Below are 15,950 nucleotides of genomic sequence, written 5' to 3'. Positions count from 1 at the left end.
CTTCTTTATCCGATTGTCGCCCGTCCCCAACGGCAGCGTCTCCATGCGGAAGCGTAGAAACGGCTCGCCTCCGGCATTGCGCGGACGTTGGATCAAGCTCTGTATTGAGCAGCTGCCGGGCCACCCCCCGCTTGGGTCACCGAAGAAAGAAAACCAAAAACAACTACCCCTTCAACCGCGCCTTCTCCGTCCCTGACAAATCACACAGCACATCCACCATCGCCGAAAAATCATTGCCGCCGAATCCGCGCGCGCGCGCCGTACTGAATGCTTCCCGGGCCGCCGCGCCAATCGGCATCGGTGATTTCACGGTATTGGCGGCATCGACGATCAGCGTCAGATCCTTGTGCGCCAGATCAATCGTGAAGCCGGGGCCGATGTCACCTTTGAGTACCTTGTCCGGCCATGCAATCTTGAGCTGGCCATTGGTGGCGGTGGTGCCGTAGATCACGTCGAGGGTCTTTTCCAGCGACAAGCCGAAACGTTGCGACAGGGTCAAGGCTTCGGCGTTGAGCTGGCACGACACCACTGCCAGATAATTGTTGACCAGCTTGGTGCGGGTGCCGGCGCCGGTGCCGCCGCAGTGGTGGATGGTGGTGCCCATCGCTTGCAGCAACGGTGTCACGGTGGCGTAGTCAGCCTCGGTGGCGCCGACCATGAACAGCGATTCGCCGCGGTCGGCATGACTCGCCAGACGACCGACCGGTGCATCTACGAATGACTTGCCTTGCGCCAGCGCAGCCGCAGCCAGGCGGTCGCTGACATCGGGTTCGACCGTGCTCATGTCCATCACGATGGCACCTTTGCGCGCCGATGCCAGCACGCCGTTGGGACCGCCGACGGTGTCCAGCACAATGGCGGAGTTGGGCAACATGGTGACGATCACATCCACCTCGCGCGATGCTTCGGCGACGCTGCCGGCGGCCGTTGCGCCGAGTTTTACCAGCGCGTCAATGGCGGCGCCGTTGATGTCGAATACTTTCAGCTGGAAGCCTTTGCGTTGCAGATTGGACGCCATGCCGAGGCCCATGCGGCCGAGTCCGATAAAGCCGATGCGCAAGTGCTGCTGATTCGCGTGCTGATTCATGCTGTGTCTCCTGATTGATTTTATGGAATGTCAGTGATCAGATTGGGGCAGATGCCCGGCACGTGCGGAAGCACGCCGGACACCCGCGCGCCAGGTTCAGACGCTCAGATACGAGGTCTTGACGATGGTGTAAAACTCGATGGCATAGGTGCCTTGCTCGCGCGGACCATAGCTGGAGCCTTTGCGGCCGCCGAACGGTACGTGATAATCGAGACCGGCGGTGGCCAGGTTGAGCATGGTGAGGCCGGCTTCGGCGTTGGCCTGGAAATGACGCGCATGTTTTTGCGAGGTGGTGCAGATACCGGCCGACAAGCCGAACGGTGTATCGTTGGCGATGCTCAGCGCTTCTTCATAATTTTTGGCGCGAATCACGGCCGCGACCGGACCGAAGACTTCTTCGCGGTTGATGCGCATCTGATTGCTGGTGTCGGTGAACAGGGTCGGCGACAGATAGTGACCCGGGGTATCGCGGCGCAGCAATTCACCCTTGACCACGGCGCGCGCGCCTTCGCTGATGCCGATGTCGATGTAACGTAAATCCTGATCGAGCTGGCGCTGATCGACCACCGGGCCGACCTGGGTGCCGGCCTTGAGGGCATGGTCAATCACGATCTTGCCGAGCCGTTCGGCGACGGCGGCGACAAAGCGGTCATGGATTCCTTCGGTGACGATCAGCCGGCTGGAGGCGGTGCAGCGCTGGCCAGTCTGGAAGAAGGAACCATCGACGGCGCAATTGACGGCGATATCGAAGTCGGCGTCGTCCAGTACGATCAGCGGATTCTTGCCGCCCATTTCTGCCTGCACCCGGATCATACGTTCGTTGGCGCGCTGCACGATATGCCGCCCGGTTTTTACCGAACCGGTAAAGGTGATCGCATCGACGCCCGACAGGATGGCGTCACCGACCACGGCACCGGCGCCGTGCACCAGATTGAAGACGCCGGCCGGTACGCCGGCGCGGTGCAGAATGTCGGCCAGCGCCCAGGCAGTGCCCGGGGTCAGTTCCGACGGTTTGAACACAACGGCGTTGCCGAATGCCAGCGCCGGCGCAATCTTCCAGGCCGGAATCGCGATCGGAAAATTCCATGGCGTGATGACGCCGATGACGCCGACCGGGTCGCGCGTGATTTCGACATCAATGCCGGGCCGTACCGAAGCCAGTTTTTCGCCCCGCATGCGCAGCACTTCGCTGGCGAAGAAACGGAAGATATTGGCGGCGCGGCCGACTTCACCGATGGCTTCGGCGCGGGTCTTGCCTTCTTCGCGCGCCAGCAGTTCGCCCAGTTCTTCCTTGCGCGCCAGCAATTCATTGGCGACCGTGCTGAGAATGTCGGAGCGCAGTTGCGCGGTGCCGGTCGACCATTTGGGCAGGGCCTGACGGGCGGCGCTGACGGCGTCGGCCACCTGTTGCGCGCTGGCATGCGTGGCGCGGCCGATGATGTCGCCGGTATCGGAGGGATTGATATTGTCAACGCTGCTGGTGCCGGCAACCCATTCGCCGCCGATCAGATTCTTGTATTCAGTCATCGCTTGCCTTTTGCTTACGTCGTGGAGCACGGCCGTCTTGCCCGTACTCGCGGGATTGAAGAAAACGGAGTCCAGCATGGCACAACCGGCATGCATGCGTCCAATGTCCGATTGTGATTGCTTCATTACGATTGCGCATGTCAGCGGCACGCCTTCATTCGAGAAAGCGGACTGGCAACAGCGCGATCAGCTTACTCCAAAAACGGATTTTTTTCGCCGCATCCGGATATAGCAATTGGGCATGCCTCCATCACAATCGGACATTGGACATTCGTTTCCGTGCACGTTATGGTTTCCTCCGCCGGACTGCGTTCAGATGCCGTATCGGTACCAATAACAACGGAGACAACAATGAATGTGAAATTGAAAGTGATGACCCGCACCATCGCCGTCAGTCTGGCACTGGCGTTTGCCGGCAGCGCCAGCGCCAATGACGTGATCAAGATCGGTTTCATTACCGATATCTCTGGCGTGTATGCCGACCTGGATGGCGCCGGCGGCGTAGAAGCGATCAAGATGGCGATTGCCGATGCCGGCGGCAGTGTCAATGGCAAGAAAATCGAATTGACCGTGATTGACCATCAAAACAAGGCTGACATTGCCGCCAGCCGGGCGCGCGAATGGTATGACGCCGGTTACGACGTGGTCATCGGCGGCACCAACTCGTCGGCCAGCCTGGCGATTGCCAAGATCGCTGCCGAGAAAAAACGCGTATTCCTGTCGCCCGGCAGCGGCACCACGCGCCTGACCAATGAAGAGTGCAATCCCTATACCGTGCAATATACCTACGACACCATGTCGGTGGCACGCGGCACCGGCACCGCAATGGTCAAGCAGGGCCACAAGAGCTGGTATTTCCTGACCGCCGACGTGGCGTTCGGCAATTCACTCGAAAAAGATACCGGTGAAACCGTCAAGGCCAACGGCGGCACCGTGGTGGGCGCGGTCAAGCATCCGCTCAGTGCCTCCGACTTCTCGTCCTTCCTGTTGCAGGCGCAGTCGTCCAAGGCGCAAGTACTCGGTCTGGCCACTGGCGGCAATGATCTGGTCAATGCCATCAAGGGCGCCACCGAATTCAATATCACCAAGACCATGAAGCTGGCCGGCATCCTGATGTTCATCAGCGATATCCACGCATTGGGGCTGCAACAAAGTCAGGGCTTGTACTTCACCGATGGCTTCTACTGGGATCGTACCGATGAATCGCGCGCCTGGTCGCGTCGTTTCTTTGCCAAGACCAAGCGCATGCCGACCTCGCTGCAAGCCGGTGATGCCTCGGCCACGATGACGTACCTGAATGCGGTCAAGGCCGTGGGCAGTACCGATGCCGACAAGGTCATGGCACAGATGCGTGCCACCAAAATCAATGATTTTTTCGCCACCAACGGCGTGATCCGCCCGGATGGCCGCATGGTGCATGACATGTTCCTGATGCAGGTCAAGGCACCGGCCGAATCCAAGTATCCATGGGATTACGCCCGGATCGTGCAAACCATTCCCGGCGATCAGGCCTACATGAGCAAGGCTGAATCGAAGTGTGCTTACTGGAAATGATGGGGTAGGCAAATCGGGGCGGGCAGTGTGCCGCTGCTGTTGCATAGTGATGAAAAGCACTGCCGGTCAGATACCGGCAGTGCTTTTTTATGGCGCTGGATTTCAGCGTGCCAGCTTTTCAAGCAAGCGATATCCTTGCTCCCAATCGCCCAAGGCGCTGTCGGCATTGAGATGTCCATGCGGCCCGGCATCAACCAATTCGCTGCCCCATGCGGCAGCGCAGGTGGCAGCATGGCTGGCGCTGCCATAAGGGTCATTACTGCTGGCGACTACCACGGAAGGAAACGGCAAGCGGGTTGACGGCAGCGGTGAAAATCCGCGTGCCGATGCGGCCGGGAAGGCAGGTGCAGTCGGATCCGGTACTGCCACCAGCAAGGCACCGCGCACCGGCAGCATATGCAGCGCACCCCAATGTGCCACCGTCAGACATCCCAGGCTATGGGCGACCAGCAACGTATCGCTGCCGAGCATGGCCAGCTGGCTATCGAGCGCCGCCACCCAATCCTCGCACTGCACATGATCCCAATCCGCCACCTGCAATCGCTGCCATTCCGGATGCGCAGCCTGCCACCGGCTTTGCCAATGGGCCGGGCCGGAATTGCCGATGCCGGGGACGATCAGGACGGGGTGGTTCATGGTGGAATCTCGCGCGTTGAATTGGCGACAATTATCTCCTGTGATCGGTTTTATTGCTGAACCACAAATAAAAAAGCCCGCCATCAGGCGGGCCCGACGCAGCATCAGCACTTACATTGGCGATAAGCCAAGCGCTGCGCGGAAACGGTTTTTGACATAGACCCCATCGCGCGGCGGCAGGGCGCGTGGCAATTCTTCGGCATGCACGAACACTTGTGCCAGCAAAGTACCGGCGCGGTCGTTGATGTGCGCCGCCAGACCAGTGACTTGATCCAGCGCATTGACCGAAATCACTTTGCCGATGCCGCAGCCGGTGGCAACCACGGCCAGGTCGGTACCGAGACTGGTATGACTGCGCTGCATGCCGGTTTCGCCGAAGTGGCCATTGTCGATGATGACCAGGTTCAGGTTGGGTGGCTGCTGCGCGCCGATGGTAGCGAGTGCGCCAATCCCCATCAACTGTTCGCCATCGCCGGTGATGACAATCACGGTTTTGTTTGGTTGCGCCAGCGCGATGCCGAGGCCGACCGCGGCAGCACCACCCATGGCACCCCACAGATAAAAATTCTGCGGCCGGTCGCCAGCGGCAAATACATCATAGGAAGCGGAGCCGAGGCCGGTGACGACCAAAGCATCGGGGCAGGCCGTCAGCAACTGTTTGACAAAGGCGCGGCGGTCGACGGCGGCAGTGGTACGTTCACTCATTTGGCACCTTCCCATTTCTTTTTACCGATCAGACGCTGACCGAGCAGGACGCAGACGGCTTCACCACCTTCGAACGCGGCATCGAAGCCGGCACTGACGGTGGCGGCTACTTCTTCCGGGCGGTCGGCGCGCAGCACCGTGATCCCCATCAGCTCAATGGCCGCTTGCGTGGCCTTGCCCATCGGGGATTGCCATTGATTGAACTCGGCCCATTCGCCGCGCATCGTGATGATCGAGAAGAACGGGAAGCGGCAATTGGCCACCAGCGAAAACATGTTGATACAGTTGCCGACGCCGCTGCTTTGCATCAGCAGTGCCGCGCGTTCACCGCCGAGCCAGGCGCCGCACACCGTGGCGACACCTTCTTCTTCGGTGGTCAGGACCACGCCGCGCATGTCGGGATCGGCATGCACGCGCTGAATCACATGGGAATGACCGGCATCGGGAACGTACGCTACCTGACGTACGCCACCCTGTTTGAGGATGGAAAAGATCTCTTCGCGCCAGGCTGGCTGAGACGCTGTGCTGCTATCGCTATTCATAAAATGTATCCCCGTTCAATGAGCTTGAGCAGGGAGTGTAGAGCGCATCAAAAGTGCGCGTCCAATACTGAAATCTGTTCAGACAATCAGTTTTCGGCATAGCAGGCGGCGGCCTGCAATACACCGGCAGCGAGGCTTACGGCGTGGCCGCGAGCGGACCCAGCCAGGTGGCGCCGGGCCATTCGCCTTTGGTCACGCGGGCCTGCATCAGCGCCAGCAATTCGGTGACGGCGCAGCGCAAGGCAATCGAGGAGCGGCGCGTCAATGGCAGTGCCAACACGATCTTGCGTTGCAGTGATGGCCGGGCAATCGCCCAGGCGCGCAAGCGACCGGCGGCGAGGTCGTCGACGATGGCGACACCGGGCAGGATGGTATAGCCGAGTCCGCTCATTACCAGATTTTTTTGAATGCTCATGGCATTGGTTTCGGCGGCCACGTTCAGGTGAATATTGCCGCCGGCACAGGCGCGGTCGAGCAACAGCCGCAAGCCGTGCGGCTGACCCGGCAAGATCAGCGGCAGGCCGGCAATTTCTTGCAGCGCAATCACTTTATCGGTAGTCGGCTGGCTGGCCGGCAACCCGACCAGATACAGCGTTTCGTCGAGCAGCGGCTGGACTTCCAGCAGCGAGGATGGTTTCGGATCGTATAACAGTGCCGCATCGACTTCACCATCTTCCAGCCACTGCTGCAGATAGCCGGCGTAGCCGACGGAAATATTGACGGTCAGTTGCGGGTATTGTCGTTTCAGGCCGCTGACCAGCGCCGCCGCCAGCAAGTCGCCGGTACTTGGCAGCAAGCCGATGGTCACCGCGCCGCTGACGGTGCCGGGCGCCGGGATGATCTGCGCCTTGGCCTGATCCAGTTCGTGCAGGGCACGCCGCGCGTGACTGGCCAGAATGTGTCCGGCCTCGGTCAGATCCATGCCGCGCCGGCCGCGCTCGAACAACATGGTGCCCATGTCTTCTTCCAGCAAGCGCAATTGCCGCGACACGGCAGGTTGTACGATATGCAACAATTCTGCGGCTCTGGTTACGCTGCCGGTTTCAGCAATCGCGAGCAGTGCCCGTAACTGTTTGACGTCCAAAATAGCTCCCGACTCTGTTGACGAGCAACACCGGACGGCAAGTTGCAACCGGTGTCCATTGTAATAATTGAATTTGTTATTGCTATTACATGTGCTGACGTCAGGAGTTTAGCACTGCCGATGCGGCGCTGGCAGCGATCTTTTGCTATCAGGAAAATGTCAGGCGGACGGCGTTTTATTGTCGATCAACTGTTGCAGCGCATCAAGCTGGGCCGCTTGCAGGCGGCCGTTCTTGCGTGCCAGTTGCAACTGGCGTTGCGCCAGCTGGCGATAGAAATCAGCCTGTTCCGTGCTCAGTTTTTCCAGTGCCTGCAGATGGCGCTGCACCACCTTGACATCACCACGCGAGACCGGCCCGGCGAGTGCTGCTGCCGGGCCTTTGGCGACACCGGTTTCGAGCGTGCCGCGCGCCACCGGCAACAAGGCACGCAAGGTCTGTTCTTCGCTGATGCCGAATGCACTCCAGGCTTGCACCGCTTCATTCAGCATGGATAACAGAAAGGTGCCGGCAAACAGGCCACCGCCGTGATACAGCGCGCGCGATCCGGGCGGCAGCAGCATCGGCACCATTTCCAGTTTGGCTGCCAGCAGCCGTAATTGTTGTTCCAGTGCGGGCGGGCCTTCGATGCCGGCGGTGCTGCCGGGCAGCAGTGCCAGCGTCCGCTGCGGATCGGAAAATATCTGCAGCGGATGATAGCCGCCGGTAATCGCGCCGGCCCGTGCCGCCGGTTCCAGCAAGGCCACTTCGCTGGCGCCGCTGCAATGCACCACATACTGTCCGGCACGCCATGGCAGGCGCGCCGCGGTGGCCGCGATTTCATCGTCGGGTACCGTCAGGAATACCAGATCGGCGCTGGCCGCCTGTTCCGGTGTGACGGCGCGGCAGCCTTCCAGGCCGCTGACGGCTTGTTGCGCCGAGGCCGGATTGCGGCTGGCAATCATGGTGACCGGCATGCCGGCGCGATGCAGGGCGATGGCCAACGTGGTGCCGAGCCGGCCGGCGCCGATGAAACTGATGGATTGCATGAAATTGGTCTCCGTAACGGTAAGCGCCTGAGGCACCGATGATCAGTCGCGATAGGAGGGATCGCGCCGGTCCAGATAGCGCAGCATCGCCGGCCACTCCATCTCGCCGAACGGGCGCCGGGTTTCCGGCCGGTACAGGTGATAGGTCTTGGCTGCGATCTCAGGTGACGGCATGCGCAGCGGCACGCCGCATGACATGGCATCGACCTGCGACTTGCAGGCCATTTCCAGCCAGTACATGGTGTTGAAGGCTTGCGCGATGCTGGCCCCCACCGCCAGCAAACCATGATTGCGCAAGACCATGGTGTCGAGCATGCCAAGGTCGCGCACCAGCCGGCCGCGTTCATCGAGATCGAGCGCCACGCTTTCATAGTCGTGATAGGCAATTTCACTGAAGCGCATGGCCGTCTGCGTCAGCGGCAGCAGACCGCATTCCAGCGCCGAGATCGCCATGCCGGCCCGGGTGTGGGTGTGGATCACGCACCCGACATCATGTCGTGCCGCATGCACGGCGCTGTGGATGACATAGCCGGCGGCGTTGATGCCATATTCCTGACTCGGGTTGTGCAGCACATTGCCGTCAATGTCGATGCGCACCAGACTGGAGGCCGTGATTTCTTCATACATCAGGCCATACGGATTGATCAGCAAATGCTCGGTGCCGGGAATGCGGGCGGTAATGTGGTTGTAGATCAGGTCACTCATGCCGAAGCAGGCGATGAGGCGGTAACTGGCGGCCAGATTGACGCGGGTTTCCCATTCGGCGGTACTGAATGCGGCAGCGTTGCCGCTGCCAGATGCGGGCTGGCCGATGTAATGTGGCTGTGTCATTGTGTCTCCTGAAAATGTCGCGCTGCCATCGAGGGCATGCTTTTTTTTGCTGCGCCGCAACCAGCTTGGTCGTCGCAGGATGCTGCTCCTGTCGGGTTGCCCCATTTTCGTCTGACACCGCAGCGACCGCAATTCGGCAATGCAGAAGTGGCAGTTCTGCATTGCTGAAGTCAGCCGCAGGCGGCCGCTCGGGAGCGACTTCACCAATGGCTAACTGGCTCTTCGCCAATCACGAATGGTGGCACCGGCCAACTCTGGGCATACTGCCAGACAGTCATTTCATGCTCCTTGCTGCCGGCTCAACAACCACTGCCGGGCACGGGCCGACGACGGAGACAAGCAGCGCAATTGCGGCCGGCACGGGAGACATCAGCAGCGACGGCGCAGGCGTTGTGCGGCAAGACTTGATGCCGTACACCAGATTGTCACCGTTGATGAAAGGACCTTGCTCACTTCAATTTACGGAACCGAACGTCATGACAATTTCACAATTTCACTTCCACAATCCGGTCGAGTTGCAATACGGTGCCGGCAGCCTGAGCAAGTTGCCGGCCATTGTGCACGGTCTGGGCGGCACCAAGGTGCTGGTGGTGGGCGATCCGGGTGTGTTGCAGGCGGGCCTGGTGGAACGCGTGACGCAAACGCTGCGCGCTGCAGAAATTCCGTTCGGGGTATTCACCGATATCAAAAGCGATCCGGAAGTGCGCTCGGTCGATCTCGGCATTGCCGCCGCGCGCGGCCTCGGCGCTGACCTGATCGTCGGCATCGGCGGCGGCAGCGCGCTGGATGCGGCCAAGGCGATTGCCGTGATGTTGACCAATGACGGCAATATCCGCGATTACTTCGGGGTCGACAAGATCAAGCGTCCGAGTGCGCCGGTGGTGGCGATTCCGACCACCGGCGGCACCGGCAGCGAAGTGACCGTGTGGTCGGTGCTGTCGGATACCGAAAACAATCTCAAGGTCAATATCGGCAGCCCGTTCAACTATGCGCGCGTGGCGCTGCTGGATCCGGAACTGAGCCGCTCGCTGCCGGCGGCGGTAACTGCCGCGACCGGCATGGATGCCTTGACCCATGCGATCGAATCCTATGTCAACAAGGCTTGTCATCCGTTCGCCGAAGCCGCTGCCGAAAAGGCGATCAGGCTGATCGCCGACAACTTGCGGCTGGCGGTAGCGCAGGGCGATCACATGGAAGCGCGCGGCAATATGCTGATCGCCAGTTCGCTGGCCGGTATTGCGTTCAACCGCATCCGGCTCGGTCTGGTGCATGCCTTCGCGCTGCCGCTGGGCAACAAGTTTCATATTCCGCACGGACTGGTCAACGGCATCATGCTGCCGGCCGTGATGCAATTCAATTTGCCGGGCAATCTGCCCAAGTACGCCAGGATCGCCGAGTTGTTTGGCGAACGCATCGACGGTCTGAGCTTGCGCGATGCTGCCGCACGTTCGGTGCACGCGGTACGGCAACTCAAGCAAGACATCGGCCTGACCCAGACGCTCAGCGATTTCGGCATGACGGCTGCGCGCTGTGAAGAAGTCATCGATGAAACCATGACCTCGGCCAACGTCATGATCAATCCGCGTCTGGCGACCCGCGCCGATTTGCAGCGCATGCTGGAATGCGGCATGAACGGCACGGTGTAGCGCCGGCCCGCGATTTTTCCTCGCCTTTATTTCCTCTAATTTACTTCTTATCTGGTTTGCTGACATGAAACAACATTTCATCAATAATGCCTGGGTTGCCGGTGCTTCCCACGAAACCATCGCCGTGCTCGACCCGTCCACCGGGCTGCAAATCGAGGAAATTGCACGCGGCAATGCCATCGATATTGACCGCGCCGTCCAGGCCGCACGCGCTGCCTATGAAGGTGAGTGGGGTCGCCTGTCGGCGGCTGAGCGCAGCCGGTTGCTGTACCGTCTGGCGCTGCGTCTGCAAGACAATGCCGAAGTGCTGGCGCAACTGGAAGCCGCCGATTGCGGCAAACCGCTCAAGCAGGCGCGTGCCGATGCCGCCGCGATTGCGCGCTACTTCGAGTTTTATGCCGGCGCCGCCGACAAGCTGCACGGCGAAACCATTCCGTATCAGAGCGGCTACAGCGTACTGACCTGGCGCGAAGCGCATGGCGTTACCGGCCACATCGTGCCGTGGAATTATCCAATGCAGATTTTCGGCCGTTGTGTCGCCGCGGCACTCGCTGCCGGCAATACCTGCGCGGTCAAGCCGGCTGAAGACGCCTGCCTGTCCTTGCTCAAGGTGGCCGAGCTGGCAGCCGAGGCCGGCTTCCCGGCCGGTGCGCTCAATCTGGTCACCGGTTATGGGCATGAAGCCGGCGACGCGCTGGTCAGCCACCCGGGTATCGACCATGTGTCGTTCACCGGCTCGCCCAATGTCGGCAAGATCGTGGTGCGCGCGGCTGCCGAACATCACACGCCGGTGACGCTGGAACTGGGTGGCAAGTCGCCGCAGATCGTATTTGCCGACGCCGATTTCAGTGCCGTGGTGCCGACCGTGGTCAATGCCATCGTGCAAAACGCTGGCCAAACCTGCTCTGCCGGCAGCCGTTTGCTGGTGCAGCGCGAAGTCTACGATCAGGTCATCGAACTGGTGGCGGCAGCCTTTGGCCGCTTGCGCGTCGGTTCTTCGCAAATGGATCTGGATTGCGGTCCGCTGATCCGCCAGACGCAACTGCAACGGGTACAGAAATTCCTCGCCGATGCCAGACAGGATGGGATCCCGATTGCCGGTCAGGGCCAGATTGATGCGGCGGCGCCGAAGGGCGGTTTCTATCAGGCGCCGGTGTTGTTCAAGGACGTGCCGCCGCAACATGCGCTGGCGCAGCAGGAAATTTTCGGCCCGGTTCTGTCGGCCATGCCGTTCGATGATGAAGCTGATGCCGTGCGCATCGCCAACGGCACCGACTTCGGTCTGGTCAGCAGTGTCTGGACCCGCGACGGTGGCCGTCAGTTGCGGCTGGCGCGCAAGATTCGCGCCGGTCAGGTGTATATCAACAACTATGGCGCCGGCGGCGGTATCGAATTGCCGTTCGGCGGGGTCAAAGCCAGCGGCCACGGACGCGAAAAAGGTTTTGAAGCACTGTATGGCTTTACCGTACTGAAGACGGTCGCGATCCGTCACGACTGAGCCGCCATTACTCCATTGATTGACGAGGACTCACCATGAATACACTACGCGACAAAGCAGTTACCGACAGCGCGATTCCGGCTTCGGCCAGTGCCCGCCTGGCCACATTCGCTGCCAATCTGACATTTGCCGATATTCCCGACGAGGTCATCCGCAAGACCGAAGACTTGTATCTGGACTGGCTGGGGTCGGTACTGGCCGGCAAGGATTCACGGCCGGTCGATATCATTACCCGCTTTGCGATGGCGATGGGGCCGGCCAGCGGACCATCGGAAATTCTGATCAACCGCCGCCACAGCAGTCCCTTGCTGGCCGCCATGAGCAATGCCGCCGCTTCGCACGTGGCGGAACAGGACGATGTGCACAACGGTTCGGTATTCCATCCGGCGGCGGTGGTGTTTCCGCCGGTGCTGGCAGTGGCGCAAGCGCTCGGCAGCAGCGGTCGCGACTTCTTGCTGGCGGCAGTGGTGGGCTATGAAGTCGGGATTCGCATCGGCGAATATCTGGGACGTTCGCATTACAAGATTTTCCATACCACCGGTACTGTCGGCACCGTGGCCGCAGCGGTGGCGGTAGGGTCCTTGCTGAAACTGAATCCGGAACAAATGCTCAACGCCATCGGTTCGGCCGGTACTCAGGCGGCTGGCTTGTGGGAATTTTTGCGCGACGCAGCCGATTCCAAACAATTGCATACCGCGCATGCCGCCGGCGCCGGTCTGACTGCGGCCTATCTGGCGCAAGACGGTTTCACCGGCGCCCGTCAGATTCTGGAAGGCGCACAAGGCATGGCGGCCGGCATGTCCAGTGATGCCGATCTGAGCCGCCTGACGGATCGTCTCGGTGAGCGCTGGGCGTTGCCGGAAACCTCGTTCAAGTTCCACGCCTCATGCCGTCACACGCATCCGGCGGCAGATGCCTTGCAACAGGTATTGCGGCGCGACAAGCTGCGGCCTGAAGATATCGCCGGCGTGGTAGCGCTGGTGCATCAGGGCGCGATTGATGTGCTGGGACCGGTGACCGATCCGAAAACCGTGCACCAGTCGAAATTCTCGATGGGTACCGTGCTCGGTCTGATCGCGCAATTCGACAGTGCCGGCCTGTCGCAATTCGATGACAGCTACAACGCTGCCGCAGTGACGGCGTTTCGCGGCAAGGTCTCGATGCAGCTCGATGCCGAAGTCGACAGTGCTTACCCGGCACGCTGGATCGGCAAGGTGATCGTCACCACCCATGACGGCAAGGTATATCACGGTCGCGTCGATGAACCCAAGGGCGATCCGGGCAATACCCTGAGTCGTCCTGAGATCGAAAAGAAAGCGATTGCCCTGGCTGCCTATCGTGGCGGCGCCAGCGCGGATGAAATGCGCAAGGTGATCGATCAGGCCTGGAATTTCACGCGTCTGGAACGGGTCGGTGACTTGTTGCCGTAAGCGCTGATCTTGCATCGGGCCTGCGCCGGGTCTGCGCTTGATAGTAGCCGTCCGATACCGGGCGCGCATTTTTCCGCAATCTGGCCGGTGCTAGAATAGGGCGCGGCAGCTTGCACCCGGTCGGTTGCCGTCCGCCAGTCCCGATCAGGAAAAAACGATGCGCAGAAAAATTCCCAGCACCAGCATGTTAGAAGCATTCGATTCGGCGGCACGCCATTTGAGTTTTACCCGTGCCGCCGATGAATTGTCTTTTACCGAAAGTGCCATCAGCCGCAAGATTGCCTTGCTGGAAGAGTATCTGGGCGTCAAGTTGTTCAGTCGCGTCAAGAAGCGGCTGCAACTGACCGATGCCGGCAAGAGCTATAGCCTGATGGTGCAAAAGAATCTGGATCAGCTCGAAATCGACACCACGCTGACGATGGCGCATGACGCCGGCCGCATTGCGCTGGAACTGGCAGTGCTGCCGACCTTTGCCTTGAAGTGGCTGATTCCGCGTCTGCATGAATTCAATGCCCTGCATCCGGAAGTCACCATCAATGTCACCGCGCGCGAGGAAGCGTTCCGTTTTTCGGAAGCGCCGTTCGATGCCGCGATTCACTTCGATCACCCGGTCTGGGCCAATGCCACCAGCACCTATCTGTTTACAGAGGAACTGATTCCGGTATGCAGTCCGCAACTGATCGGCGGCCAGCGCTGCCGTCAGCCAGCCGACCTGTTCGGCTATACCTTGCTGCACAAAAGCGGGCGACCGGAAGCCTGGTCGCGCTGGTTTGAACTGGCCGGTTGCGCCGATGCGCGGGCCTTGAAGGGCGCGCGGTTCAACATGTATGCGATGTTGATCGAGGCCGCCCGCCGTGGCGCCGGCATTGCGCTGGTGCCACGTACCTACGTCATGGACGATATCGACGCCGGGCAGTTGACCGTACCGTGGGAAATGCTGGTGCCGGGCGCCAAGGATTACTACTTCATCGTGCCCGAACAAAAACAGGCGGCGCAAGCGGTCCAACTGTTTCTTGCATGGCTGCTGAAAGTCGCCAGCCAGTACCGGCATACGGCGGAAAAAGCCGACGCCTGACTACATCACGCGCGCCAGCGCCGTGGCGATGGTATCGAGATTGCCGGAGTTCACTGCGGCGACACAAATGCGCCCGGTTCCCAGCGTATGAATTTCAAACTCCTCACGCAATCGCGTGACTTGTTCCGGCTGCAATCCGGTATAGGAAAACAGGCCGGCTTGTCGCGTCAGGAAAGAAAAGTCGCGCGCCGGCAAGTGTTGTTGCAGCCGTGCTCGCAGTTGTTGCCGCATGCCGGTGATGCGTTCACGCATCTGTGCCAGTTCCTGCTCCCACAGCGCCCGTAGCTGATCCGAACCGAGTACCGCAGCGACAATGGCGGCGCCATGTCCGGGCGGACTGGAATAGTTGGTGCGAATGGTGCGTTTCAGTTGCGACAACAGCCGCGCCGCTTCATCCGGGCTGGCACTCACTACGCTCAGCGCACCGATGCGTTCGCTGTACAGCGAAAATGACTTGGAAAACGTGCTGGAGACAAATACCGTGAGCCCGCTGTCCGCGAAACGCTGCACCACCTTGCCATCTTCCGCCAGACTGCCGCCGAAGCCTTGATACGCCATGTCCAGGAACGGGATCAACCGGCGCCGGGTAATGATCTCAAGTACCTGTTGCCATTGGCTGTCATCCAGGTCCAGTCCGGTAGGATTGTGGCAGCAGGCATGCAGCAATACGATATCGCCGGCGGGAATTTGTTCCAGTGTTGCCAGCATGGCGGGGAAGTTCAGATCATTGCGGGCGGCATCGTAATACGGATAGGCATTGACCGTGAAACCGGCGGCCTCGAACAGCGCCGCATGATTTTCCCAGCTGGGATCGCTGATCCAGACCTGCGCATCCGGGAAAAAACGTTGCAGAAAATCAGCGCCGACCTTGAGCGCGCCGGTACCGCCGGCAGTTTGCAGGGTAATCACGCGCTGTTCATCGAAGGCGCGGGTGCCGTCGAACAACTGCCGTCGCACCGCATTGTTATAGGCCGCCAGACCTTCAATCGGCAGATACGTGTGCGGCTTGGGATGTTGCAGCAAATCGGCTTCGGCCTGACGCACGCATTGCAGCAGCGGGACTTTTCCCTGATCGTCGTAATACACGCCGACGCCGAGATTGATCTTGGCCGGATGGGTGCTGCGGTTGTAGGCCTCGGTGATGCCGAGAATCGGATCGCGCGGCGCCATCGTGATGGCGGCCAGCAGTGAAGCAGGGGTACTGGTTTTCATTTGAGACTCATTTATTCATGTAACGGCGCCTTGGCGCGCATGCGTTTGGCCCGGCGTTGTTCAGCCGAGCTGCCTGACCAGCTCCGGCACGATCTCG

The 15,950-nt window shown here is 60.6% G+C and carries 14 protein-coding genes; 5 read left to right on the top strand and 9 right to left on the bottom strand.

What is annotated here, in order from left to right; translation table 11 throughout:
* Positions 1-163: 163 nt before the first annotated feature.
* Together AKL27_RS26275 and AKL27_RS26270 are read right to left on the bottom strand one after the other, a co-directional pair.
* The gene (locus AKL27_RS26275) at positions 164-1,087 is read right to left on the bottom strand and encodes an NAD(P)-dependent oxidoreductase (RefSeq protein ID WP_157057119.1); all 924 of its coding nucleotides are present in this window, start codon (positions 1,085-1,087) and stop codon (positions 164-166) included.
* A gap of 96 nt (positions 1,088-1,183) precedes the next feature.
* Positions 1,184-2,614: an aldehyde dehydrogenase family protein gene (locus tag AKL27_RS26270; RefSeq protein ID WP_050465865.1), complete on the bottom strand. Its 1,431-nt coding sequence runs from the start codon at positions 2,612-2,614 to the stop codon at positions 1,184-1,186.
* Positions 2,615-2,965: 351 nt separating this feature from the next.
* Between AKL27_RS26270 and AKL27_RS26265 the strand changes: the two genes are divergently transcribed.
* A complete protein-coding gene (locus AKL27_RS26265; protein WP_050465864.1) occupies positions 2,966-4,168 on the top strand; it encodes an ABC transporter substrate-binding protein in 1,203 nt (400 codons plus the stop codon).
* A 102-nt stretch (positions 4,169-4,270) separates the two neighbouring features.
* Here AKL27_RS26265 and AKL27_RS26260 read toward each other — a convergent pair whose 3' ends face one another.
* From AKL27_RS26260 to AKL27_RS26235, 6 genes are all read right to left on the bottom strand, one after another.
* Entirely contained in the window at positions 4,271-4,804 is a 534-nt protein-coding gene (locus tag AKL27_RS26260) for an RBBP9/YdeN family alpha/beta hydrolase (RefSeq protein ID WP_050465863.1), read from the bottom strand.
* A 111-nt stretch (positions 4,805-4,915) separates the two neighbouring features.
* Positions 4,916-5,509, bottom strand: coding sequence for a thiamine pyrophosphate-dependent enzyme (locus AKL27_RS26255; RefSeq protein WP_050465862.1), 594 nt, complete (start codon positions 5,507-5,509; stop codon positions 4,916-4,918).
* Positions 5,506-6,051, bottom strand: coding sequence for a phosphonopyruvate decarboxylase (locus AKL27_RS26250; protein ID WP_050465861.1), 546 nt, complete (start codon positions 6,049-6,051; stop codon positions 5,506-5,508). The genes AKL27_RS26255 and AKL27_RS26250 overlap by 4 nt, the downstream gene beginning before the upstream one ends.
* 136 nt (positions 6,052-6,187) lie before the next feature.
* Positions 6,188-7,135 (bottom strand): LysR family transcriptional regulator, encoded by a 948-nt coding sequence (locus AKL27_RS26245; protein ID WP_050465860.1) that lies wholly within the window; start codon positions 7,133-7,135, stop codon positions 6,188-6,190.
* A gap of 159 nt (positions 7,136-7,294) precedes the next feature.
* Positions 7,295-8,161, bottom strand: coding sequence for a Rossmann-like and DUF2520 domain-containing protein (locus tag AKL27_RS26240; RefSeq protein ID WP_050465859.1), 867 nt, complete (start codon positions 8,159-8,161; stop codon positions 7,295-7,297).
* Positions 8,162-8,203: 42 nt separating this feature from the next.
* Complete coding sequence (locus AKL27_RS26235; RefSeq protein ID WP_050465858.1) at positions 8,204-8,992, bottom strand: class II aldolase/adducin family protein; 789 nt, start codon at positions 8,990-8,992, stop codon at positions 8,204-8,206.
* Between the two features lie 476 nt (positions 8,993-9,468).
* On the opposite strand from AKL27_RS26235, the gene AKL27_RS26230 reads away from it, so the two are divergent.
* The 4 genes from AKL27_RS26230 (at position 9,469) to gcvA (ending at position 14,641) form a co-directional block, all read left to right on the top strand.
* Positions 9,469-10,638, top strand: a complete 1,170-nt coding sequence (locus AKL27_RS26230) for an iron-containing alcohol dehydrogenase (RefSeq protein ID WP_050465857.1) — start codon at positions 9,469-9,471, stop codon at positions 10,636-10,638.
* A 64-nt stretch (positions 10,639-10,702) separates the two neighbouring features.
* Positions 10,703-12,136 carry an aldehyde dehydrogenase family protein gene (locus AKL27_RS26225; protein ID WP_050465856.1) on the top strand — a complete coding sequence of 478 codons (1,434 nt, stop codon included), beginning with the start codon at positions 10,703-10,705 and terminating at the stop codon, positions 12,134-12,136.
* A gap of 35 nt (positions 12,137-12,171) precedes the next feature.
* The gene (locus AKL27_RS26220; protein ID WP_050465855.1) at positions 12,172-13,566 is read left to right on the top strand and encodes an MmgE/PrpD family protein; all 1,395 of its coding nucleotides are present in this window, start codon (positions 12,172-12,174) and stop codon (positions 13,564-13,566) included.
* A 157-nt stretch (positions 13,567-13,723) separates the two neighbouring features.
* Positions 13,724-14,641, top strand: coding sequence for a transcriptional regulator GcvA (gene gcvA, locus AKL27_RS26215; RefSeq protein ID WP_050465854.1), 918 nt, complete (start codon positions 13,724-13,726; stop codon positions 14,639-14,641).
* Here the strand turns inward: gcvA and AKL27_RS26210 are convergent, their stop codons facing one another.
* Entirely contained in the window at positions 14,642-15,853 is a 1,212-nt protein-coding gene (locus AKL27_RS26210) for an amino acid aminotransferase (protein WP_050465852.1), read from the bottom strand.
* Positions 15,854-15,950: the final 97 nt, after the last annotated feature.

Origin of the sequence: Herbaspirillum autotrophicum, assembly GCF_001189915.1 — a bacterium.
Lineage (GTDB): Bacteria > Pseudomonadota > Gammaproteobacteria > Burkholderiales > Burkholderiaceae_D > Herbaspirillum > Herbaspirillum autotrophicum.
This window is presented reverse-complemented; position numbering and strand designations above follow the sequence as displayed.